The sequence below is a fragment of the Arthrobacter sp. zg-Y1143 genome, assembly GCF_030125565.1.
In the GTDB taxonomy this organism is placed as follows: domain Bacteria; phylum Actinomycetota; class Actinomycetes; order Actinomycetales; family Micrococcaceae; genus Arthrobacter_B.
This window is the reverse complement of sequence record NZ_JASKLW010000015.1, coordinates 15,729-36,855: the sequence shown is the minus strand read 5'-3', so window position 1 is coordinate 36,855 and position 21,127 is coordinate 15,729. Positions and strand designations below refer to the sequence as shown.

Sequence of the window (21,127 nt, the reverse complement as noted above, 5' to 3'; positions counted from 1 at the left end):
GCCTTTTCAACGCCGTCTCGTCACCGGGGGTTTGCTTCCCGTTCGCACACGACGGTTACTGTCGCGTCGTGATTGCTATTTCCCCCCGCCTCTCCCGGCCGATACTTGTCTGCCTTACCGCTGTGTTCGCTTTGCTTCTCATCGTGCTGCCCGCTCAAACCGCATCCGCCCACCCCGCGGGAACCACCGGCGTGCAGGTGACCGTGCGGGCAGACTCAGTCGACCTCGAGATGCAGATCCACAACGCCGGTTTCACTGCCGCAACCGGCTTCGACATCGGGTCCGACCAAGCCGCGCTCGATGACATCGCTGACAACCTCCTGTCATTCATCCTCAATCGCGTGGCCGTCGCCGACAGCGTGTCGGCTCTCGAGCCGGCAGTCGTAAGTGAACCCGAGTTCAAGAGCATCAACGGCGAGGACGCCATTGTCACGACAGTCCGGTTTGCGAACGGTAACCGTGCGATCGAGGGAAACATCGTGCTGGATTACCGCTTCATCCTGGATGTGGTCCCCTCGCACCAGGTGTATGTGTCCCTGGTTAGCGATTGGAACAACGGCGTTCTTACAGAGGGCGAGCCGAGCGTGGTGGGCGTCCTCGGCGGCGGGGTGACTGAGATGGTCCTCGACCGGAATGCGTCCACGCCCACGAACGGATTCGTCGCCGTGATCCGGCTGGGGATGCTCCACATTGCCGAGGGCACCGATCACCTGCTGTTTCTCACGACGCTGCTGGTGGTGGCTCCATCGGTTGCCGGACGCGGCGGGCGGGGGCTTCGGTGGAACCAGCCAATCGCAACAAAGCGGGCGATCGGGCGGGCAACACTCATCATCACCGCGTTTACCGCCGGACACCTGGTCACTCTCGCGTTGGTGTCGCTCGGACTGATTTCCTTCCCGACCAAGCCCGTTGAGGTCCTGGTGGCGGTCTCCATCATCGTGGCCGCCATCCATGCCGCCCGGCCGGTTCTGTCCCGCGGTGAGCTCCTCATAGCGGGAGGCTTCGGCCTCGTCCACGGCACCGCTTTCGCCACGACTATCCTCGAGCTGAACCTCGGGTTCAGCGAAAAACTCGTCGCCATCATCGGGTTCAACATAGGCATTGAGCTGGCACAAATCATCGCAGCAGCTTTGGTTCTGCCACTGCTGATCTGGTTGTCACACTCCCATGCGTACGCCGGGTTCCGCCTCGTGACCGCTTCCCTGGCAGTGGTCGCCGCGATCGCTTGGATCGTTGGCATCAGCACCGGTCAGGATTCTGTCCTCCAGCCCCTGTTCGATGCCATGGCGCACTTCCCCGTACCCTTCTACCTCGGACTCGTGGCAGTGGTTGCCGCACTGTGGCTCAGAACCCGCGAGGCCACCCCAAACAAACGCTCAATCGATCCAGAGTACGACGCCGGTCATGCGGGTGAGCACGGCGGCGACGCCGGCCCGGATCGCCTCCGCGCTACGCTCCGGGGTGAACGAGGCCGCATCAAACTGCGTGGTTGACCCGAGGCCGGTGCCGCGGAACCCCGCTCCCGACCATTCGACAGCCGTGACGTTGGCGGTCGGCTCGGCCAGCTCAGCACCGAGCACGAGGAACGGTATATCCAGATGGTTGGGTGTCACGATGGCGAGCGGATCGATCAGGTCGTCACCGGCGGCGACAATCAGCTCGGGCTTCATATCCATCGCCTCGGTGATGCTGCGGATCGCGTCCTCGCCGGCATCCACTCGACGCAGATCCGCCGACACGGCGTCGGCCCACTCGACTACGGCTGCGGAAAGTGTTGCCGTGCGCTCCTCCTCGCCACTGGTGAGGAGGACTACGCGGTAACCGGGCGCAGGGTCGACACCCGCCCAAGAGCCGGACGCCGGCGTTACGGTCCCCTCCGGGGACGGTAGCGGTGTTGGGATGAAGCCCGCGGCGGGCAGACCCGTCGCAGTGGTCGTGGGGCGGGCGTCGTCCCAGTCGCTGGCAGCGCAGCCGGACAGGAGCAGGACAGCGACGCTCAGGGTGGTCGCGATCGCGGGGCGGTGATGCACGGAAATATCCTCATCGGTTGGACAGCGGCGAGCGATTCCAGAGTGCATCTGCAAATGCGCTGGAGCCGACTCGCCACGGACAAGTTACCGGGCTGTTCATCGGATGGGCTCCTCATGTTCGCCTGGGCTGGTGACGCCATGCATGGAATCCGCTGGCCGCCAGATGTTTCCGTTTGCGATGCGGCGGGACCGCCGATTGTTCACCTTCCGTCAATGTGCCGCCTAAATCCTTGGGGCGGACGCGGCCGCGAGAGCGCGTCCGGTTCCCCCATCACCGCACTTCCATGAGAGAAACGGAATACACATGTTCCTGGTAGCACCCCCTCGGCCCGCGGGCCGCGCGGCACGGTGGCTGTCGACTGTGGCCCTCACGGCGGCACTGGCCGCCGGTAGCGTTATCGCCGTCGCACCGTCTGCAGCCCACGCCGCTGACCCTGTGTCCTACACCGGCGTTGTGCTCGGCGTCGGTTCCGATGAAACCCAGCGCACGCTCGCCTGGTACACCAGCTCCGACAGCGCGCAGGTTGTGCAGGTTGCCCCGACAGCCTCGCTGGTGAACGGAGAATTCGGCCCGTCCGTGACCACGTTCTCAGCAACCGGCGCCGCCAACATCGCCACCAGCGGCGGGTATAACCGCCATGCGGTCGTCTCGGGCCTGCAGGAGAACACGCAGTACTCGTACCGTGTCGGTTCTACCGGAAACTGGTCGACCACCTACTCCTTCAAGACCCAGTCATTTGAAGGGGACTTCGATTTCCTGTTCTTCGGGGATCCGCAGATCGGCGCCTCCGGGAACACCGCACAGGACGGGGCGGGCTGGGCTGACACCCTCAACGTCGCCCTCAATGCCAACCCGAACGCCGAGCTCCTCGTCTCAGGCGGTGACCAGGTCGAAACGGCGAACACCGAGTCGCAGTGGGACGCTTTCCTTGCCCCCGACCAGCTGCGGCAGTACCCGTGGGCGGCAACTATCGGTAACCACGACGTGGGCGGCAAGGCATACGAGCAGCACTTCCACACCCCCAACACCGATTACTCGGATGCGTACTACGCCAAGGCTGCGCAGAAGTCGACCACCTCGGGCGGTGACTACTGGTACATCTACAAGGATGTGCTGTTTATCGATCTGAACAGCAACAGCTACGACTCCGCTACCGGTGGCGGCGACCAGGCTCACGTGCAGTACGTCACGGATGTGGTGAACGCGCACGGTGCGGACGCCAAGTACAAGGTGCTCACCTACCACCATTCGATCTACTCGGCAGCGGCGCACGCCAAGGACAAGGACGCCAAGGTGCGCCGTGTCGATTTCCCCACCGTATTCTCGGACCTGGGCGTCGATCTCGTGCTGCAGGGCCACGATCACGTGTACACGCGCAGCTATGAAATCAACGATGGTGCGAAGGCGAACGCGGACGAGGTGCCCGGCCAGAACGAGGTTTTCGTTGGCGAGGGCGGCGTGATCTATATGACCGCGAACTCGGCATCGGGGTCGAAGTACTACGACATCTCGGCTCCTGACGCAACCGGCACCAGCGGTGCCGGCAACGGAGGGGACCCGCTGAACCCGGCTAACTACTGGTACAACTCGGTGCAGAACCAGGAGCATGTGCGCGGCTATGTGAAGGTCCAGGTGAAGGCGGACGAACTCGTCGTCGAAGGCATCCGCAGCGGAACCTGCGACTCGACGGTTGAAGGCGGGCAGTCGTCCTGGTGCGGTACCGCCGGATCCTCGACGGCCGTGGATGGTGTCGGAAGTGTCATCGACAGCGTCACCATCCACCCCTTCCACGGCAATTCCGAGGAGATTCAGGTGACTGTTCCTACGGCCGCGCCGGGTGAATTCGGGTGGACGATCGACGGACAGAACGGTCTTGTGGACCTCGGCACCGCACAGGAATCCAAAGGCTCCCTCGTGGCCAACGGGGAGATCAACCCGATCAACGTCGCCGACAGCCGTTCTTCGCATGCACCCTGGTCGCTGACGGCCGTGGTGAGTGACTTCTCCGACGGTGGCAAGACCTTCTCCGGCAGCTACCTGGGCTGGACCCCGAAGGTGCTCATCCCCGGTGCCGGTGCCGTCGCGGGCGCCCCCGTCGCTTCCGGATACTTCGGCGGTAGCGGCCTGTCGGTTAGCCGGGCGCTCGGTTCCGCCGCGAACGGCCACGAGAAGGGTTCGGCGCTCCTCGGTGCCGATCTCGACCTGAAGCTGCCAGCCGGCACGGAAAAGGGAAGCTACCGCGCAACCCTGACGGTCACCGCGCTCGCGGGCTGACAACAACACGTCCTCAGATCCGTGGGGGAGGGCTGCCCCACTCCCACGGATCGCCCCCGTTTCCGCCCTCCCGAAAGATCTCACGTGAACGCTTCCCCCGTATACCGGCGCCCGCGCCGCCGGGCGCTCCGGGTCGCCGCCCTCGCGGCCCTTGCTCTCCTCCTCCCCGCTTTCCCCGCCCATGCCGAGGGCCCCGACGACGTGACATGGACCGTCCGCACCGCGTCCAACGACCTCGGCGCCGACCGCACAACTTTCACCTACACAGTCGATCCGGGCGGTTCGCTGACGGACGCTATGGTCATCACCAATCGCGGCGACGAACCGGTGGCTCTCTCCGTGTACGCGGCCGACGGTTTCACCTCCGACGACGGGGAGCTCTCGCTACTCGTCGCGGGCGAGACTTCGCAGGCGGTCGGAACCTGGATCACTGCCGAAACGAAGACTGTCACCATCGGCCCTGACACAGCCACCACTATCCCGTTCACCGTGGACATCCCTGCCAACGCCACCCCCGGGGACTACGTCGGAGGGCTGGTGACCTCGCTCACTGTCCCGGACGCGCCTTCCGGTGTCAGCGTCGACCGACGGCTGGGCATACGCGTCAACCTGCGCGTCGGCGGCGATTTGGCGCCCTCACTCGCCGTCGAGGACCTGTCCGTGTCCTGGAACGGCGGCTGGAACCCCTTCGCGGGCGGCGACGCCGCTATGACGTACACGCTGCATAACACCGGTAATGCGGCGCTGTCCGTACAGCCTGCCGACGTGGTGAGTGGGCCGTTCGGCTGGTTCCCGGTGGACGCCGCCGAGGGCGAGGCGGTGCCCGAGCTACTACCCGGGGAGAGCTGGACACGGACGGTGACCGTGGACGGCGTATTGCCGTTGTTCGTCCTGCTGGCGAGCACGACCGTGACCCCGGTGATGACCGATGCATCCGGTTCCACCACGCCGCTCGCGGCGGTATCGGGAACCGCTGTCGGCGCGGCGATCCCGTGGACCGCGATGGCGATCATCCTGCTGCTGGCGGCCGCGACGTATCTGTACATCCGCCGTCGTAGGCACCGTATCGCCGCTGAGAAGGAACGCGAGGATGAACGGGTCAACGCGGCGGTCGCGCAAGCCCTCGAGGGCGACCCCGTCCATGCTGCGGCATCGAAGGCCCTCGAGGACGCACCCGTCAAGGCGACCCGTCTGCCCGGCTGAGGCATCAGGGCCGGGCTGCCGACTTATACGCCTACGCCGCCATCGATCCCGTCAATAACAGTGACTCCTTGGCCTTCTCGCAGCGTCATCCTCTTAGGAAACCAGGCCGTGCCGGTAGGCATACACCACGGCTTGGACCCGGTCGCGGAGGCCGAGCTTGGCGAGGATCCGAGAGACAAAGGTCTTCACTGTTTCCGAGCTGATCACCAGTGCTGCGGCGACCTCGGCATTGGACAGTCCGGCGGCGATGAGTTGCAGCACTTCGCGCTCGCGCGGCGTGAGGCCGGAATCGGCGGTTGCGCTGCCCGCCGGCCGGATGCGTTCGGCATAGCGGCCCACGAGCTGCCGTGTCACCTCCGGTGCCAGCAGGGCGGCCCCCGAAGCTACGGTGCGGATACCGCTGAGCAGCTGTGCCGGCGGCGCGTCTTTGAGCAGGAAGCCGCTGGCCCCGGCGCGCAGCGCCTCATAGACATACTCATCCAGGTTGAAGGTGGTCACCACCAGCACCTTGACGGGGATGGAAACGCCGGCGCCGGCGAGTGCGCGGGTGGCCTCGATGCCGTCCAGCTGCGGCATCCGGATGTCCATCACCACGACGTCGGGCAGCAGCTGCCTGGCCAGGTCGACGGCGGCCCGTCCGTCACCGCACTCGCCCACCACTTCCATATCCGGCTGCGCGCCGATGATCGTGGCGAATCCGGTCCGGATCAGCGGCTGGTCGTCGCACACCAGGACCCTGGTCGGCAGGCTCATGCCGGGCCTTCCGTCGGCACGCGGGCAGACACCGTAAAGCTGCCGTCCTCCTGCCGTCCGGCGCTGAAATCGCCACTCACTGCCGCCAGCCGTTCGCGAAGTCCGGTCAGACCGCGGCCGCTGCCGGCAGGCAATTGGGCGGTGTCAGGAAACGGTGGCGCCGCGGCGTCCGAATGAATCAAAACTGTGGTCTCCGTTGGTTTGTAGCAGATGCTGACAGCGGTACGGCTGCCGGCTGCATGCTTCCACGCGTTGGTCAGCGCTTCCTGCACCACCCGGTACAGGGCCAGTTGGGCTCCGTCATCCATGTCCCCGGGCGGCCTGCCCTCCTCGGCAAAGTCGACCTGCAGGCCGGTGCGGCGCGCGTGCTCCACAAGGCTGCGCAGTTCGGCGGTGCCCGGGGTGCGGCCGGGCTCCTTATGGCCCGGGTTGAGCACGTCCAGCACCTGCCGCAAATCCGAGACCGCCCGCCGTCCGGTGCCTGCGATGGTTTCCAAAGCGACGTCGAGCCGGTCGGGAGCCCCGCTGAGGTAGCGTGCCGCTTCCGCCTGCACCACCATGGCGGTGACGTGGTGGGTGACGACGTCGTGCAGTTCCCGCGCCATCCTGGTGCGTTCCCCAGAGCGCGTCTCCTCGGCGATGCGGTCAAGGCGGTCCCGCTCAGCGATCCGTCCGGCCCGCTGCCATGCCCCGACGCCGACGGCGAAGGCCATGGCCACGTAAAACGTCACGAACTCGCTGACGGGCTCGGGGGTTCCCAGCCGGTACATGCCGGCAACCAGGACGGTGTACCCGACGGTGAAAACCGCTACGGCAAGCCTGCGGTGCCGCTCAAGATAGGAGCCGGCACTCAGCAAGGCCACCACCAGGCCGGTGCCGGCGAAGGTGTGAAAGCCGTTGAGCTGGTCCAGGGCGAACCCTGCTGAAACCAGAGCCAGGCAGAGAGCCGGCCACCGACGGCGGACGGCAAGAGGAAGGGATTGCAGAGCCACTGCGGCTAGGGCCGGGCCGGAAAAGGGGCGGTCAGGCAGCCCGCCGAGCACTGTTCCGTATCCGTGGGTCACCGGCAGAAGGGCCAGGACAAACAGTGCCGCCGCAAGCGGTAGATCCCGCACGACGACGTCGAGCCGGCGCCATCTATCGGTGATCGTAGTCACTGCGCCACTTTAGCCCGTGCGGTGCCGCGGGCCGCACGGAATGACACAATGTTGCCGCGCCGTGCCGCCAGGCGCAGGAAGGCCAGGGTGGCCAGCCCGCAGAACAGGACTGCGAAGATGCTGCCTTCCGGTCCGAAATCTCCCCCGGTGAGCAGCATCGGGCCGGACGTGGCGGCGTCCAGAAGCCCCTGCGGAGTGTTGTTGCCTGACACTTCGGTGCTGAAGAGGGCGGAGGCGGCGGCATTCCAGCCAAAGTGCAGTCCGATCGGGAGCCAGAGGCTGCGGGTGGCGATGTACGCCGCGGTGAGCATCCCGCCGGCTTCTACTGCAATCGCGACGGCGCCCCAGAGGGATGCATGGGGATTCAGCAGGTGCACCAAGCCAAACAATGATCCCGTCAGGACCAGCGCGCACCAGGTACCGGTTGCGACCTCCACCCATCTGAACAGCACACCGCGGAAGATCAGTTCTTCGGTGACGGCTGCAGCGCACATAAGACCGATCAGCCCGACTGCTCCGGCTGCGGAGCCGAGCCCCGTGATCTGGTAGCCGCCGAAGGCTGCGATGATTCCAATGGCGGCGGCAAAGAGTGCGACGCCGGCCACGGCGCCGCGGCCGGCCGCCCGTGCGGCGCCGGGCCACGCCAGCTCCGCGACAGAGCGCCGCTCTGTTGCCCGCACTACCTGGCGGTACGCCACTACAGCGAGTCCGGCGACTGCCACGCCAACGGCCAGGGCGGGCCAAGGGCTTCCGTCCACCGCCTGGAGGGCAAGGTTGCCAAGGACAGCGACCGCTGTCACGGCAAGCAGCTGCAGCACAAATTTCATGAGGTCCTCCGAAAGTGAGGCCGTCGGCAACCTGCCGCGACACCACTTCACGCTACGGAGCTGCGGCCTCGGAGTCGTCACCCTGGAGTGGACACTTGCGAGTAGCTCGCACGGGGGACGGAGCAGTTGCCCCACAAACTAAAGCCCTCAGAGGTTCATGGGGGAAAGCTATCTCACCGATTCCGAGATGGAGCCGGATCCGCGAAAATGGCGCACTCTGATTTGCTGGCCGATCGAATGACCCCCACCTCTGGAGTGTTATCTCGGCCCCTAGAATGTTTCGATGACCCAAGTATCCTGGCGGGACCGCACGGAATGGCCTTTGGCTGCGGCGGCAATTCTCTTCCTGTTGGTCTATTCCATTCAGGTCATAAGCCAGCCCGAGCAGGATCTACGCCAGATACTGGAAGTCCTCACATGGGTAATCTGGGCAGTGTTCCTCATTGACTACCTGGTGAACTTCTGGCTGGCACCTAACCGCAGGCAGTGGTTCGTGCATAATCTCCACGAACTCCTGATTGTTGTACTTCCAATGCTCCGTCCGTTGCGCCTGCTTCGGCTCATCACGTTGCTAAGGGCACTCAACCGTGCGGGTGGGCGTGCTCTACGGGGTCGGATCCTCATGTACGTTCTCGCGTCAGCGGGGATTCTTTCCTATGCGGCAGCGCTGGCCGTTCTTGATATTGAACGCACTGATCCGGAAGCGAATATAACGACGCTCGGAGATGCGTTGTGGTGGGCCATGACGACGATCACGACGGTCGGATACGGGGACCACTACCCCGTCACGGATACCGGCCGCCTCATCGCGGCAGCCTTGATGATCGGAGGCATTGCTGTGCTCGGCGTCGTGACCGCGTCCCTGGCGTCATGGCTGGTCGAAAGTGTCGCAGCGGAAACAGCAGCCGATGTCGAAGTAGCTGACGAATCCGTCCGCCGGGAGCTTGCCGAAGTGCGCGCACAGCTGCAAGTCCTCACCCAGGCACTCCAGCACCAAAAAGGATAGGGCCTGCATCTCAGCGACGGCACTTAGTCGAGAAAGTAGGCGCTGGTCTTGTTCTTGCTGTCCAGTATCTCCTCGGTGGGAACACCTAGCTTTCGCGCAAGTTCAACCGATCCAAGGAGCGCAATCTGTAGGTCAGGCGAGAAAGCCCGTTCCAGTACTGCCAGATAGGTGGACAGGCCCTCGTTGAGCTCTTCGACGAGGCGACCGTACTCTGCCGCCAGCTTTTCATCCAGGACGCTCTGGTCCGCGAGATAGCCATTGATCAGGTCAGCTTCGATCTTGGAAAGTGAGTGTGAAGCCGACTGGTACATGATGGGGCCGATGGTATTGCCGATCAGGGCGCCGATGACAGGAACCGGGATCAAGGCTTGTCCAATAAAGGATGACAGGGCAGCTACGGCAGCTTCCAGACAAACGAGTTCGGCATTTTCAAGAAATTCGAACTCGCTAAGTTCGCCGTTGCGTAGCTTGTGCGCCTGCTCTGCAATGCCAAAAGTGGCGGTGACAATCGAGCTGGCAACTGCTGCCGACGTAGCTGTGAAGTTGGACAGCGAGTAGACGCTCACTCCTCGGACGGCGCCTCTGGCAACTCCGAGTCCTGATCCGGCGAGGATCTCGGTCCAATCCTGGGCGTTGAACTCTTTGAATTTTTTACCTGCTTTGCGTTTGGCTGAGAGGGCCAGGATAAAGCTGGTTCCGCCTTCTAGTGTTGCGGCAACCAGAGAAGCCTTCGCTCCCTCCTCTAGTTTTGGACGGCTACGCTGGTAGGCGCTGTCGCGCAAGGCGCGGTCGGTGGATCTCAGGGAGCTCTTCTCGGACTCCAGGGTTGACGCGTAAGCTCCTCTCTGTACGTCGCGATAGTCAAGCTTCGAGGGTTCCAGTGATTCAATTCCGACCGGTGCCTCACGGAAAAACCTGTTGATTCGCTGCCAATCCTTGAAGGATTCTCCCTCGCCAGTGTGAGATGCCAGCCTTCCGGCTTCCTCTGGGGACATGAAGTGCAGTCGCTGAACCGTCGCGAAATGATCACGCGGGATCTGGTACCGGCCGCCGTTCTTGACATAGTCGGGGTACTTTTTGAGGTGATCTTCTACAGCCGACAGAGAGAAACGGCCTCCTGACATGGAGAACTTCTGCTGGATATCAATTCCAGCACGCACCAAGTCCACGGGCCCGTTGTCGTTAACCCATGTGTAGGCTGCTTCCCTGCCGTGTATCAGTTCTCTGGCGTTGCCTATTCCTACTTCGGCGATCTCAGCGATGAACCCATGCATACCCTTTTGTCCGCCTCGATCGGTCGAGACGACCTCGAGATCGATCTTGACGAGGGCTTTATTGACGCTAGTAATTGCGTTACCGAGATTTTCTTTTTGAGCAGTTAGCGACCTTAATAAGGCATCTACTCGAAGCTGGTTGAGGTAATTTATCCAGGCGGCAGCCGCTTGTTCCTGAGTGGTCTGTGCAAACTTCTTCATGTCATTCGTCCGCGATGTCCGGGGCAATGCGCTGACTCAGCAGCGCGGCACAGGCTTTCGTGTTGTTCACCAACGTTGCAAGGCGCACGTGATCCGCATCGCTTAGGGTGGCAAAATCAGCACGGTAAAACGCCAGGCAGTCTGCATACAGCGAGGCCAAACGGATGCGAAGCGAAGAAGTCTCCTCTAAGAGGGCGGCGATCCGAATATCGGTTCGTTTAGCTAGGGCGGTGTTCTGCTTTATAGCCGTTAGTGCTGCGTCTTTTGCGGCTCTATTCTCGAACTTTTTCTTAGAGAAGAGTACGACGGTCGTCAGCAGTGTGGCGCCAGTGATCGCCCAGCCCACCGGGCCTGCCAAGGCGAGAAGCGCAGTCCCAGCCGCGGAACCACCACCGCCCGCGGCGACAGGGCCTCCTCCGAGCCAGGCCAGCGCGGCATTGGTGGCGGCAGCGCCGGAAAGGGTGGAAATGGCGGTGCCGGTAGACGCGGTCCCAAAGGCTGTCGCTGCCCACATTGCGGCGGTGGGTGCCACACTGGCAATGGCAGCACCCGCCGTGAAGCCCACTCCGGCCCCGACTGCCGATCGCCGTGCCGCCTCCAAATCATTTCGGGCAAATTCCTCGGCTTGCAGAAACTCCATCTTGCGGAGCAGGATCTCGTCGAAATCGGTCCGGAACGACTTTGGCGTGTTGGCGATACTGTTCACCAGCATTTCGACAAACGTCATCAGATCCGTCGACCGCTCCCGTTGCCGTAGGAGGGACAAGCCTTTGTCGCTCATCGCGGTGAATACGCCGTTGTATTCCGCCACAGCTTCGTCATACGAATCAGGGGCCTTGGTGTTGAGCTCCTCGATTCTCTTTTTCGTCTGGCTGGTCTGGTCAGCTATGTGTGTCGACACTACTCGACTGGCTTGGCGGACGCCCTCGGTGATCCTGTCAAGTCCGTCAAAGGCCTTCCGCTTGTCGTGCTTATTTTCAGCAGCATTGAAAGGTCCATCCATCGTGGTCTCCAACCCTCGGGTTCCTCGCACAGTCACATCAAGAACAGCTTTGTCCTGAACTGTAGCTGAGCCCACTGACGTTCTATTGATGGCCGCCGGTCCCGGATCTCCGCGGGCCGCCGAAGGATTCTACCGAGGTCCTGCGCCGTCTGGAAGGACGGGTCCCCGAGCCAACTGCCTATGCGCCGGAACGCACCGCTGCAACCGCGCGGTCGTAGAGCGCGCCCAGATCTTCCGTGCCTCCTCCGTGAACCCACAGTTCGCCGGCCACGTCAAGGCAGGTAATCGCACTCGCGACAATGGCAGCGGGCGCCGGGTCCGCTGCGTCGTCGTCGGCGTGCCCGAGGCGTCTGCGGATGTTGGGCACCAGCAGCGACTGCCAGTGCAGGTGCTTCTCGATGCTGCGCGCCCGGAGCGACGGCGTGCCGTACATCATCTTCGCGATCTTCAACGTAACGCCCGGCTCGACGGCGAGGGCATCCACCGCGTGCAGCGCCTGCCGCAGCGCGTCCCACGGCTCGACCGTCAGGGGAACATTTTCCAGCGCGTCCCGCATGAGCTCGCCCTGCTGCGCCAGGCCGCCCAGCACCACGTCTTCCTTGGTGCCGAAATACCGGAAGAACGAGCGCCGCGAGATGCCCGCCGTCGTCGCGATCTGATCGATGGTGGTCTGCTCGAAGCCCTGCTCCAGGAACAACCGCATGGCCGTGCCCGTAATTTCGGCGTATGCCGCCTGGCGCGATCGCTGCCACAGAGTCGATTGTTCGGTCACCGGTTCAGCGTACCCCAGATGCCTCATTGACACTGAGTGCCAGCAAGGCATACGGTCGCACAAATGCGCTATCCACCCCCGGAACATTGGAGCTCCTCATGCCGGTACTGGACTTTCCCAACCAAACCATCCTCATCACCGGGGCGTCGTCCGGCATCGGTGCGGCTTTTGCCCGCGCATTAGCCGCCCGCGGGGCCGGCCTCGTACTGGTCGCCCGACGCCGGGACCGCCTCGACGCCCTCGCCGCCGAGCTTCGGGCGGCGCACGGGGTGACCGTCACCGCGATTACCCAGGACCTGGGCTCACCGTCGGCGCGCGCCGAGCTCTCAGCAGCCGTCGCGGCGGCAGGGCTGCAGGTCACAGGGGTCATTAACAATGCAGGCTTCGGCACGTTCGGGGACTTCGTCGAAGAGGATCCCGACCGGTTGGCCCAGGAAATCGCCGTCGACATCAGCGCGCCGGTCCAGATCAGTGCGGCGTTCCTGCCCGGCATGGTGAAGACGGGCACCGGTTTTCTGATCAACGTCGCCAGCATGGCCGCGTACACGCCCACCCCGCGGATGGCCGTCTACGGTGCGGCCAAAGCCTTCGTCCTGAGCTTCACCGAGTCACTGTGGGCCGAGACCCGCGGCACGGGCGTCACCGTGTTCGCCCTGTCACCCGGCGCCACCAGCACGGAGTTCAACACCGTCGTTGGCACCGACGATGCCACCGCGGGTGCCCGGATGCGCACGCCGGACGACGTCGTCGCCACCGCCCTCACTCATCTGGCCCGGCGCAACCCGGGCCCGAGCGTGATCGACGGCCGGCTAAACCGGGTCGGTGCGGCGGCCGCCCGGATGATGAGCCGGCGCGGAACCGTTGCGATGATGCATCGCGTGACCGACCCCGCCCGCCGTAAAGACACGGACGTGGCGAGATAGCGCCGCTGCGGGCGGATTGTGGACGGCTTGTCCGTCAGGCAGCGCTTCGCTGGCCGAGGGGCCGGCGTCGGTACTCGATGTTCTGGATGGATGCCGGGATGTAGGCCTGGTCCAGCGTGCCGACGTCGGTCCCCGGCGGGACGATCTTGTCGATCCTGTCGAGGATGTCGTCGGAGAGTTCGGTGTCGATGCCGGCGAGGAGGTTATCGAGCTGTTCCTCCGTCCGTGCGCCGAGAAGTGCGCTGGTAATTCCGGGGTGCGAGATGGCGAATGCCATGGCCAGATGCGGCATGCTGATGCCGGTTTCCTTTGCCAGGACCGCGAGTTCCTCGACGGCGTCGATGCGGCGTTCGTCGGTGAAAACATTGAAATACTTGGCGCGGTTGAGATCATTCGTCTGCCCGCGGCGGAGGCGCCCGGTCAGCATGCCCTGTCCGAGCGCGCCCCAGACGAGGATCCCCATGCCGAACTCCTGGGCGGCGGGAAGTATCTCGCGTTCAACGCCGCGGTTCAGGATGGAGTACGCCAGCTGCTCGACGCGAAGCCGCCCCAGGCCTCGGCGCTCCGAGACCCACTGCGCTCTCACGATGTCCGCGGCGGGCAGCATTGACGTTCCGAACGCGCGGATCTTCCCGGCGTGGACGAGGTCGGTCAGTGCGGACAGGGTCTCCTCGATGTCGGTTTCGGGATCCGGGCGCTGGAGGATGTACAGGTCGATGTGGTCGGTTTGGAGGCGGCGCAGCGAATTGTCGATGGCCATGGCGATCCACCGGCGCGACCCGCCCCGGCGATGCTCGTCGGGGCCCAGGCCGAACTTCGTGCTGAGGACGACGTCGTCACGGCGGCCTTTCAGGGCCCTGCCGACGACCTCCTCGGAGTCTCCGTAGGAGTCGGCCGTGTCGAGGAGGTTGATTCCGGCGTCGAGGGCCTTATGGATGATGCGGGCAGAGTCGGCTTCGCGGTTGCCCATCTGGGCGGCAAAGTTGAGGGCGCCGAGAGCGTATGGACTCACTTTGATGCCGGTACGTCCGAGGGTGCGGTATTGCATGGTTTTCTCCGATCAGGACGGCTCCGGATGCTCTAAGGTGGTAACCGGAGGCTCCCTCCGGAACTATACGGAGGGCTGCTCCGGTTAAGCAAGGAGTATTTGTGACATTCATCGATGACCCCTCGAACAACGGATCCTCGCCCCGGCGTCTCCGTGCGGATGCACGGCGCAACCTCGACGCTCTGCTCGAGGCAGCGAGAGAGGTCTTCGCCGAGTCCGGCATCGCAGCGCCCGGCCAGGAGATTGCCGACCGGGCGGGAGTGGGGATCGGCACGATGTACCGCCATTTCCCCCGGAGGTCCGACCTTGTGGCCGCCGTCCTTACCAGTGAGATCGATGCCTGCGCCGCGGCGGCGGCGACGCTCGCGGAAGAGAATCCGCCGGCCCGGGCGCTCACGAAATGGATGCAGCGCTATACCGAGCTCGTGGCGACGAAAAGGGGGCTCGCTGCCGCCCTGCATTCGGATGACGACGCCTTCCAGGGTCTTGCCCCGTACGTGCGGGAGCGGCTTGAACCGGCGCTCCAACTCCTACTTGACGCGGCAGTGGAGGGAGGGTTGAGCCGCCCGCGGCTTGACGCCGGCGACGTCATCATCGCGGTGGCCCTGCTGTGCCAGCCCGTCCCCGACAAGGGCATCACCTTTAATGAGCATCTGGTGGCGGTGTTCCTGGAGGGGCTGTTCCCGGTTCCGGCTGAGGGCGGCGAAAGGCGATCGACTTCCTAGTGCGGTGATCGAGCCGGGCCGGTTTCCTCTGTTCAGTCCGCCTGCTGCCGCAGAAGTACCTGCCGGTTCGAAGCGATGACCTCATCGGACAGTTCGGGATTGGCTGCCGCCACCGCGCGCGAGATGACGAGGGCGCCCACCATCTGGCTGAACAGTGCGAGGGCCGCTTCGCGTGCGTGTGCGGGGTCCAGCATGTCCCCGGACTGTTCTGCGGCGGACAGGAGCAGATCAGTGATGGCGGTGAGGTAGCCGTCCAAGCCGCGGCCATATTCCATTTGCGCCTTTGTGCCGTGCCGGGCGGCATCGAAGGCCAGGGCGGCGGATGCGCATCCGGTTTCGGGATGGTCGCGGTGGAAGGTGTTGAGGTAACTGCCGATGATGGCGTTCAGGGCGGGACTGACCGGATCACCACTGACCGGATCAACACGGTGGAATCAACAGCAGCAACCAGCCAGAAGAGTCGAAATGGGCGGCGACCTATGATGACCTCACTGAAGCCCAGGCGGTTCTCCTCACCGAGCCAGGGCACGAGAATCGAAGCTATTCACTTCACGGCGCCCCCGCGGTCTCTTTCGCCGACATGGCCGGGATCCTGTCAGACCTGCGCGGGACTGAGGTCGCCTATTCGACCGTCACGGAAGAGCAGTACCTCGAGCAGAAGCTCGCCGCCGGCCTGCCGGAATCCGTGGCGGACTTCCTTCTCGCTTGGGTGCGCGGGATCAACACGGGTGAATGGGACAACCCGAGCGGCGACCTGGAGAAACTCCTTGGCCGCAAGCCGACGACGGTGCGCGAGTACCTCCGCGAGCACTACCCCGTCCGGCAGCAGCGCTGAGCCCGGGTGGTTCTACCTGGTTCGATTTCGTCTTTAGCGGTTTTGGTCGGCGGAGGAGACCTCAGGCGCCGCATGCGAAGTTCGGCTAGGAGTCAGCACCACGGAGGATGCGAACAAGCTGGCGGGTGCCTTCGTCCTGCGCGCTAACCATCCCGAAGCAGACAGAATCCGGGAGACGCTCGCTGAGGCAAAAGCAGCTGAAAGTGGCGGCTAGTGGCCCTGCCGTCTCTCTGGCTCAGCCCAATCCGCGGAGCTTGGGCTGACGAGGCCTCCGAAGCACTGAATCCAGGACACCTTTTTCATATGCCGTGGGATAGGCTGTGCCGGTTGTCATTTTCAGGGGGAAATCAATGAATCGTCCGTACCCGGTCGCCGGAATGTTTGCCGCCACGCTCGTGCTGTGGCTTGCATCTGTAGGCTGCACACTATTTGCCGCTTTCACAGTTGGGATCGACCCGGCCGCCGGACTCGCGGGACAGCAGTCGCTGCTGGCAGTCTTTGCCGCTGTTGCCGCCGTAGGAGCAGGCGTCTTTGCCATATGGACTGGATGGCGGGCCTGCCGGGCTCTGGATTATCTGGTGCGCACTGTTCGGTGACGTGTGTGGCGGGCCAGTGACTCGGACCTCTTAAAACAGCGGCCAGGGCACCGCCGGCATGTCACCGGCCGGAGCCGGAAACTGCCCGGCCGATCGCAACCGGACGCAGCGCGCAGCGAACGCCGCAACTTCCTCAGCGGTGAGGAGCTTCGCCAGCTGCGAGCCCAGCTCGCCCTGCAGGCCGTCGAGAACCCGGTCGATGCCTTCGAGTTCCTCGGCACTCAGCGCATCGCCGATCCAGCCCCACAGCACGGTCCGCAGCTTGTGCTCCTGGTGGAAGGTCAGACCGTGGTCCACCCCGTACCGGTGCCCGCCGGCCATGGCCAGGACGTGGTCGCCCTTGCGGTCGGCGTTGTTGGTGAGGACGTCGAACACTGCCATCCGCCGCAGTACCGGAGTGTCCTCGTGGATGAGGGAGACGATCCGCCCGACGTCGTCCTGGCCCTGCAGGACCTCTTTCCAGCCGGTCTCCGGAACGTCCTCTTCCGGCACCAGGTCCACCGGAGCCTGCTCCGGGTCGGTCTCCTGCCAGAGCTGGACCATGCCTTCACCGAGCGGGCCGTCCCGCAGCCAGGTGCGCGGCACGATGTTCCACCCCAGCACCTCGGAGACCACAAAGGCGGCCACCTCGCGGTGCGCGAGGCAGCCGTCGGGGAAATCCCAGAGCGGTTTCTCGCCGGCAATCGGTTTGTAGACCACTACGGCGTCGCCGATGCTGCCCAGGAAGGTGGCGTTGGACGCCGTCGTGAGGCGGCCGGTGAGCGTCAGCTCGTCGGTGACCAGGTCGGGCGCGGGCATCAGGACTCGGGGAAGGTGCAGGTGTGCCCGTCGGGGTCGATCGGCTGCCCGCAGATTACGCAGATCGGCCGCCCGGCGCCCACCACTTCGCGGGTGCGCTTGGCGAAGGCCCGGGCGGTGCCCACGGGCATCCGCACGCGCAGCACCTCTTCGGCGTCGGAGGCGTCAGTCTCGTCGTCGTCTTCGTCGAGGAAGCCGCCGTCGTCGTCCTCATCCACCTCATCCAGGGGGTAGGCCTCGATGACGAGCTGCGCCGTCGTCGGATCCCAGCCCAGGCTCATGACGCCTGCGCGGAACTGTTCCTCCACAGCGTCGAGATCGTCATTGTCGACAAGCTCGATGGGGGTACTGGCGGGCACGTGGAAGGGGTTGCCGTCGACGGTCATAAGCTGGTCGAGGATCTCGTCGATCTTCTCGGCAAGCTGGGCGGACTGGAGCTTCTCCAGGGCGATACTGACAATCTGCTTCCCGGCGCGCACCTGCAGGTAGAACGTGCGCTGGCCCGGGACGCCGACGGTGCCGATGACGACGCGGTCGGGCCAGTCGAAATCGTGAACGGTTGTAGGCATGGAACTACTCTAGGCTCATCTGGCCGGCGGCGCCTCGTGACCGGCACCACCGCCCACCGGGGCGTCGTCCGGCGTCGGGCTGGCCGCCAGCCAGGACAGGTCCCCGGCGTCGGTGTTGGTGGCCAGGACGGTGGGGCGCCCGGTGCCGTAGTGCACAATCGACACGGAGGCCGGGCCCACGTGGAGGCGCTGGAACATGTCCAGGTGCATGCCGAGCGCGTCGGCGAGGACGGACTTGATGATGTCGCCGTGGCTCACCGCCACCCACACTGCCCCCGGTCCGTGTTCAGCCTCGAACGCGGCGTCGTGGCGCCGGACCGCGGCCACCGAGCGGGCCTGCATCGCGGCCATGGACTCGCCGCCGGGGAAGACGACGGCGGAGGGCTGGGACTGCACCGTCTTCCACAGGTCCTCCTTCGCCAGCTCCTCGAGCGTGCGGCCCTGCCAGGAGCCGTAGTCGCACTCGGTCAGTCCGTCCTCGACCGGGGTGTGCGGCGTGCCGGTCTGGCGGTCGAGGATGAACTGCGCGGTCTGGCGGCAGCGCTCCAGCGGGCTGGAGACCACGCCGACGACGGGGACTTTCGCCAGCCGGTCGGCGGTGGCGGCGGCCTGGTCGCGGCCCACCTGGTCGAGTTCGACGCCGGGGGTCCGGCCGGCCAGCAGCCCGGAGGCATTCGCGGTGGTGCGGCCGTGCCGCACGAGGATGAGTGTTGCCATGTCCTTAGCGTAGTCATGCGTGAGAGGGCGGTGCGGAGGCACGCGCGTGAATGCGCAGGGCATCAGTTGCTGCTTGAAGGCGTGCGCTTCCTGCAATCTGGAGAGTTTAGGTTGCCGCGAAGCCTGCCCTTGGCTTTGGCAACCTGCATGCCTTCTCGTGTGCGGTGCCGACATCTTAGAACGACCCCATCCCGCCTTGGTGCAAGGTGAGAGCATTTCGCGTTGCCTCAAGCAGTACGCCTGGGTCTGCGATATCGATGAATTGCTCGTGATCACTGCGGAGTAGAAGAGACCCGGCTTTGCTGACGGGCCAACGTGCATCGCCGCAGCAGCTCACAGATCAGCCGGCATGCTTTCACTTTGATCGTGCTGACCAGATGGTTGGTCTAGGCGAGTTATTGCTCCGGCAGGTTGGGCCGATGGTGGTCTTGAAGATCTGCGTGTCCCCCGTTGCTGTCCCTTCCTTCGTCCATGTCGATGAGCGCCTGGATTGCAGGAGCGTACTGGTCGTAGACCAAGCTCAATGGCGTGACGTCAGGGTCTGGGCGGCGTATGACCCAGAGGGCGATGATGAGCCCGGAAATCTGGGCTGCCACGAGCCGGGCGCGCAGCTCACGGCCGCTACCCGTAAGTCGGGCAACGAGGGGCTGAATGAGGTGTTCTTCAGTGGACGCGATGAGATAGTCGCGGACGTCGGTGCGGTCTAGTGCTTTGTACAGGGCAGCATAATGATCTGGCTCTGCCTCAATCAGTCGGCGCAGAATGTTGCGGCCGAGCTGGTCTCTTGGTCCCTCTGTGATGCCGCGTATGCGTTCGTCTATACCCATAGTCTCAATAAACAGGGCGTCCTTGGATCCGAAGTGTCGGGCGATCAGTCCTGGATCTACACCGGCTCGAGTTCCAATATCGCGCACGGAGGTGTTGGCATAACCCTTCTCGGCGAAGAGAACGGTGGCAGCGGCCCGGATGGCATCTTGCGCGCGGGTCGAAGGCGGTCGGCCGCGCCGTTGAAAGGGTGTGCCTAGGGGTTCCATAACTCTATTCTTCCTCACAAACAATTTCGTCTACAGTGATGACACAACGAAGATTTGTGAGACGACAACTGTCAGCGTGTCAGCTGTGACGCCGCTGTCCGTAGCCCTCCACCGACAGCGGACCCCACGCGTCTCTGTCGGAATCTATGGCACTGGTTATGAACGCATGACCAGAATCAACAGAACGCTCGCCATGAGGCGCGTGAGATTGAAAGGACGATTTTCAATGAACAAGGAATTACGCTTCGACGGACGTGTCGCCATCGTGACAGGTGCCGGAATCGGCATCGGGGCTGCCCATGCACGGTATCTGGCCGCCCGTGGTGCGGCCATCGTGGTTAACGAGCTTCCGTCCAATCTGCACCGGGCAGAGGCAGTGCGCGACGATATTCGTTCGGCCGGCGGCACGGCGATAGCAGTGGGGGCCAGGATCGGCGACGACGACGCTGCAGCGTCCCTCGTGGCAGCGGCCATCGCGGAGTTTGGCCGCATCGACATCCTGATCCATAACGCCGGCGTCCCCGCCGGCCGCATCATGGACGGATCCGAGCAAGTCGCGAATGCACCGGCAGCTGGGATGGATCTCTACTTCGACATCAACGTCCGCGGGTCTTTGCAACTGAACAGGGCTGCCTGGCCCCACATGGTCGAGCAGGGATACGGACGCATCCTGTTCACGTCGTCCGCTGTCGGAACGGGCTTCTGGTACGGACCGACGGGTTACGAACTGGATTACGCCGTGTCAAAGCTTGCAGTCTTCGCTGCGGCCCGGCAGGTCGCAGCCGCCGGCAAGGAGCACGGAATTATCGCGAACACTCTGATGCCGTGGGCTTTCACCGAGACTGTGGGTGCAAGCGGCGGTGGCGAGGAGACCGAACTCATCACTTTCATGAGAAACACTCTGCAGCCGGAGAAGGTCGCCATGGCGATCGCTCCCCTCCTTCATGAGGATGCCCCGACGACCGGTGAAGCGTTTACTGCCGGCGGCGGACGCATGGCTCGGGTGTTCCTTGCCGGTACCCGCGGGTATTTCAACCCGGACCTCACCTCAGAGGACGTGCTGGATAACTGGGAACAGATCATGGGAACGACGGATGAATCAGGGGCGCTGGTGGATGTCTTCGAGCAGAGCCAGCCCCGCGAAGAGCGGCTCTTCTTCAAGGCCCTCGAACTTGGCCAAACTCCTGACCTGAAATGGATCTCCGAGCAGTCCGTGAAGGAATCTACGCGGTCAGCTGCGAAGTAACGGACCGCCGGACCTCCCGAGTCCGTCGAACACCTTTCCGTAGGGCGCATCTGCACGCAATTCGATCCGCCTAGGAACTGGCGGAAGCTGCCAACGTTCCGGTACGAGACGTGTGTCTCAAACGTTGCCAGCACG

21 protein-coding genes are annotated in these 21,127 nt (G+C 64.2%); 8 read left to right on the top strand and 13 right to left on the bottom strand.

Annotated features, from left to right (window positions below; genetic code table 11):
• The first annotated feature begins 68 nt into the window (after nucleotides 1-68).
• Nucleotides 69-1,493 carry a HupE/UreJ family protein gene (locus tag QNN98_RS15875; protein ID WP_283998398.1) on the top strand — a complete coding sequence of 475 codons (1,425 nt, stop codon included), beginning with the start codon at nucleotides 69-71 and terminating at the stop codon, nucleotides 1,491-1,493.
• Here the strand turns inward: QNN98_RS15875 and QNN98_RS15870 are convergent.
• The gene (locus tag QNN98_RS15870; RefSeq protein WP_283998396.1) at nucleotides 1,377-2,030 is read right to left on the bottom strand and encodes a hypothetical protein; all 654 of its coding nucleotides are present in this window, start codon (nucleotides 2,028-2,030) and stop codon (nucleotides 1,377-1,379) included. The genes QNN98_RS15875 and QNN98_RS15870 overlap by 117 nt on opposite strands.
• Before the next feature lie 304 nt (nucleotides 2,031-2,334).
• Here QNN98_RS15870 and QNN98_RS15865 point away from each other — a divergent pair, with 304 nt between their 5' ends.
• Nucleotides 2,335-4,305, top strand: coding sequence for a purple acid phosphatase family protein (locus QNN98_RS15865; protein ID WP_283998394.1), 1,971 nt, complete (start codon nucleotides 2,335-2,337; stop codon nucleotides 4,303-4,305).
• Between the two features lie 84 nt (nucleotides 4,306-4,389).
• On the top strand, nucleotides 4,390-5,508 hold the full coding sequence (locus tag QNN98_RS15860; protein ID WP_283998392.1) for a WxL protein peptidoglycan domain-containing protein: 1,119 nt from the start codon (nucleotides 4,390-4,392) through the stop codon (nucleotides 5,506-5,508).
• Between the two features lie 93 nt (nucleotides 5,509-5,601).
• Here the strand turns inward: QNN98_RS15860 and QNN98_RS15855 are convergent, their stop codons facing one another.
• Genes QNN98_RS15855 through QNN98_RS15845 form a run of 3 tightly spaced genes read right to left on the bottom strand, consistent with a single transcriptional unit; the run spans nucleotide 5,602 to nucleotide 8,245 of the window.
• Nucleotides 5,602-6,261, bottom strand: coding sequence for a response regulator (locus QNN98_RS15855; protein WP_283998390.1), 660 nt, complete (start codon nucleotides 6,259-6,261; stop codon nucleotides 5,602-5,604).
• Complete coding sequence (locus QNN98_RS15850) at nucleotides 6,258-7,418, bottom strand: sensor histidine kinase (protein WP_283998389.1); 1,161 nt, start codon at nucleotides 7,416-7,418, stop codon at nucleotides 6,258-6,260. The genes QNN98_RS15855 and QNN98_RS15850 overlap by 4 nt, the downstream gene beginning before the upstream one ends.
• A complete protein-coding gene (locus QNN98_RS15845; RefSeq protein WP_283998387.1) occupies nucleotides 7,415-8,245 on the bottom strand; it encodes a CPBP family intramembrane glutamic endopeptidase in 831 nt (276 codons plus the stop codon). The genes QNN98_RS15850 and QNN98_RS15845 overlap by 4 nt, the downstream gene beginning before the upstream one ends.
• A gap of 283 nt (nucleotides 8,246-8,528) precedes the next feature.
• Between QNN98_RS15845 and QNN98_RS15840 the strand changes: the two genes are divergently transcribed.
• Nucleotides 8,529-9,251 (top strand): potassium channel family protein, encoded by a 723-nt coding sequence (locus tag QNN98_RS15840; protein WP_283998385.1) that lies wholly within the window; start codon nucleotides 8,529-8,531, stop codon nucleotides 9,249-9,251.
• A gap of 23 nt (nucleotides 9,252-9,274) precedes the next feature.
• On the opposite strand, the gene QNN98_RS15835 is transcribed toward QNN98_RS15840, so the two are convergent.
• The 3 genes from QNN98_RS15835 to QNN98_RS15825 all read right to left on the bottom strand — a co-directional run bounded on the left by QNN98_RS15835 (nucleotide 9,275) and on the right by QNN98_RS15825 (nucleotide 12,528).
• Entirely contained in the window at nucleotides 9,275-10,726 is a 1,452-nt protein-coding gene (locus QNN98_RS15835) for a hypothetical protein (RefSeq protein WP_283998382.1), read from the bottom strand.
• 1 nt (nucleotide 10,727) lies between these two features.
• The gene (locus QNN98_RS15830) at nucleotides 10,728-11,741 is read right to left on the bottom strand and encodes a hypothetical protein (protein WP_283998380.1); all 1,014 of its coding nucleotides are present in this window, start codon (nucleotides 11,739-11,741) and stop codon (nucleotides 10,728-10,730) included.
• Nucleotides 11,742-11,907: 166 nt separating this feature from the next.
• On the bottom strand, nucleotides 11,908-12,528 hold the full coding sequence (locus QNN98_RS15825) for a TetR/AcrR family transcriptional regulator (protein WP_283998449.1): 621 nt from the start codon (nucleotides 12,526-12,528) through the stop codon (nucleotides 11,908-11,910).
• A gap of 71 nt (nucleotides 12,529-12,599) precedes the next feature.
• Here QNN98_RS15825 and QNN98_RS15820 point away from each other — a divergent pair, with 71 nt between their 5' ends.
• Complete coding sequence (locus QNN98_RS15820) at nucleotides 12,600-13,424, top strand: SDR family NAD(P)-dependent oxidoreductase (protein ID WP_283998378.1); 825 nt, start codon at nucleotides 12,600-12,602, stop codon at nucleotides 13,422-13,424.
• A gap of 34 nt (nucleotides 13,425-13,458) precedes the next feature.
• Here the strand turns inward: QNN98_RS15820 and QNN98_RS15815 are convergent, their stop codons facing one another.
• On the bottom strand, nucleotides 13,459-14,472 hold the full coding sequence (locus QNN98_RS15815) for an aldo/keto reductase (protein ID WP_227927217.1): 1,014 nt from the start codon (nucleotides 14,470-14,472) through the stop codon (nucleotides 13,459-13,461).
• Between the two features lie 101 nt (nucleotides 14,473-14,573).
• Between QNN98_RS15815 and QNN98_RS15810 the strand changes: the two genes are divergently transcribed.
• Nucleotides 14,574-15,197 (top strand): TetR/AcrR family transcriptional regulator, encoded by a 624-nt coding sequence (locus QNN98_RS15810; RefSeq protein WP_227927216.1) that lies wholly within the window; start codon nucleotides 14,574-14,576, stop codon nucleotides 15,195-15,197.
• 32 nt (nucleotides 15,198-15,229) lie between these two features.
• Here QNN98_RS15810 and QNN98_RS15805 read toward each other — a convergent pair whose 3' ends face one another.
• Nucleotides 15,230-15,472, bottom strand: coding sequence for a hypothetical protein (locus tag QNN98_RS15805; RefSeq protein WP_227927215.1), 243 nt, complete (start codon nucleotides 15,470-15,472; stop codon nucleotides 15,230-15,232).
• Between the two features lie 305 nt (nucleotides 15,473-15,777).
• Between QNN98_RS15805 and QNN98_RS15800 the strand changes: the two genes are divergently transcribed.
• Nucleotides 15,778-16,032, top strand: coding sequence for a Rossmann-fold NAD(P)-binding domain-containing protein (locus QNN98_RS15800; RefSeq protein WP_227927214.1), 255 nt, complete (start codon nucleotides 15,778-15,780; stop codon nucleotides 16,030-16,032).
• 626 nt (nucleotides 16,033-16,658) lie between these two features.
• Here the strand turns inward: QNN98_RS15800 and QNN98_RS15795 are convergent.
• From QNN98_RS15795 to QNN98_RS15780, 4 genes are all read right to left on the bottom strand, one after another.
• Nucleotides 16,659-17,426, bottom strand: a complete 768-nt coding sequence (locus QNN98_RS15795; protein WP_283998375.1) for an SCO1664 family protein — start codon at nucleotides 17,424-17,426, stop codon at nucleotides 16,659-16,661.
• Nucleotides 17,426-17,995, bottom strand: coding sequence for a DUF3090 domain-containing protein (locus tag QNN98_RS15790; RefSeq protein WP_227913002.1), 570 nt, complete (start codon nucleotides 17,993-17,995; stop codon nucleotides 17,426-17,428). Before QNN98_RS15790 ends, QNN98_RS15795 begins: the two co-directional genes overlap by 1 nt.
• A gap of 15 nt (nucleotides 17,996-18,010) precedes the next feature.
• Complete coding sequence (locus tag QNN98_RS15785) at nucleotides 18,011-18,712, bottom strand: histidine phosphatase family protein (RefSeq protein WP_283998372.1); 702 nt, start codon at nucleotides 18,710-18,712, stop codon at nucleotides 18,011-18,013.
• A gap of 395 nt (nucleotides 18,713-19,107) precedes the next feature.
• Nucleotides 19,108-19,746 carry a TetR/AcrR family transcriptional regulator gene (locus QNN98_RS15780; RefSeq protein ID WP_283998370.1) on the bottom strand — a complete coding sequence of 213 codons (639 nt, stop codon included), beginning with the start codon at nucleotides 19,744-19,746 and terminating at the stop codon, nucleotides 19,108-19,110.
• A 226-nt stretch (nucleotides 19,747-19,972) separates the two neighbouring features.
• Between QNN98_RS15780 and QNN98_RS15775 the strand changes: the two genes are divergently transcribed.
• Nucleotides 19,973-20,992: an SDR family NAD(P)-dependent oxidoreductase gene (locus tag QNN98_RS15775; RefSeq protein ID WP_283998368.1), complete on the top strand. Its 1,020-nt coding sequence runs from the start codon at nucleotides 19,973-19,975 to the stop codon at nucleotides 20,990-20,992.
• The last annotated feature ends 135 nt before the right edge of the window (nucleotides 20,993-21,127 follow it).

Bases quoted from the DNA above. Each gene is read 5' to 3' on its own strand.
- QNN98_RS15780 (WP_283998370.1), bottom strand. From the start codon at position 19,746: ATGGAACCCCTAGGCACACCCTTTCAACGGCGCGGCCGACCGCCTTCG.
- QNN98_RS15845 (WP_283998387.1), bottom strand. From the start codon at position 8,245: ATGAAATTTGTGCTGCAGCTGCTTGCCGTGACAGCGGTCGCTGTCCTT.
- QNN98_RS15835 (WP_283998382.1), bottom strand. From the start codon at position 10,726: ATGAAGAAGTTTGCACAGACCACTCAGGAACAAGCGGCTGCCGCCTGG.
- QNN98_RS15865 (WP_283998394.1), top strand. From the start codon at position 2,335: ATGTTCCTGGTAGCACCCCCTCGGCCCGCGGGCCGCGCGGCACGGTGG.
- QNN98_RS15805 (WP_227927215.1), bottom strand. From the start codon at position 15,472: ATGGAATATGGCCGCGGCTTGGACGGCTACCTCACCGCCATCACTGAT.
- QNN98_RS15820 (WP_283998378.1), top strand. From the start codon at position 12,600: ATGCCGGTACTGGACTTTCCCAACCAAACCATCCTCATCACCGGGGCG.
- QNN98_RS15840 (WP_283998385.1), top strand. From the start codon at position 8,529: ATGACCCAAGTATCCTGGCGGGACCGCACGGAATGGCCTTTGGCTGCG.
- QNN98_RS15795 (WP_283998375.1), bottom strand. From the start codon at position 17,426: ATGCCCGCGCCCGACCTGGTCACCGACGAGCTGACGCTCACCGGCCGC.
- QNN98_RS15775 (WP_283998368.1), top strand. From the start codon at position 19,973: ATGAACAAGGAATTACGCTTCGACGGACGTGTCGCCATCGTGACAGGT.
- QNN98_RS15855 (WP_283998390.1), bottom strand. From the start codon at position 6,261: ATGAGCCTGCCGACCAGGGTCCTGGTGTGCGACGACCAGCCGCTGATC.
- QNN98_RS15825 (WP_283998449.1), bottom strand. From the start codon at position 12,528: ATGAGGCATCTGGGGTACGCTGAACCGGTGACCGAACAATCGACTCTG.
- QNN98_RS15815 (WP_227927217.1), bottom strand. From the start codon at position 14,472: ATGCAATACCGCACCCTCGGACGTACCGGCATCAAAGTGAGTCCATAC.
- QNN98_RS15800 (WP_227927214.1), top strand. From the start codon at position 15,778: ATGGCCGGGATCCTGTCAGACCTGCGCGGGACTGAGGTCGCCTATTCG.
- QNN98_RS15785 (WP_283998372.1), bottom strand. From the start codon at position 18,712: ATGGCAACACTCATCCTCGTGCGGCACGGCCGCACCACCGCGAATGCC.
- QNN98_RS15790 (WP_227913002.1), bottom strand. From the start codon at position 17,995: ATGCCTACAACCGTTCACGATTTCGACTGGCCCGACCGCGTCGTCATC.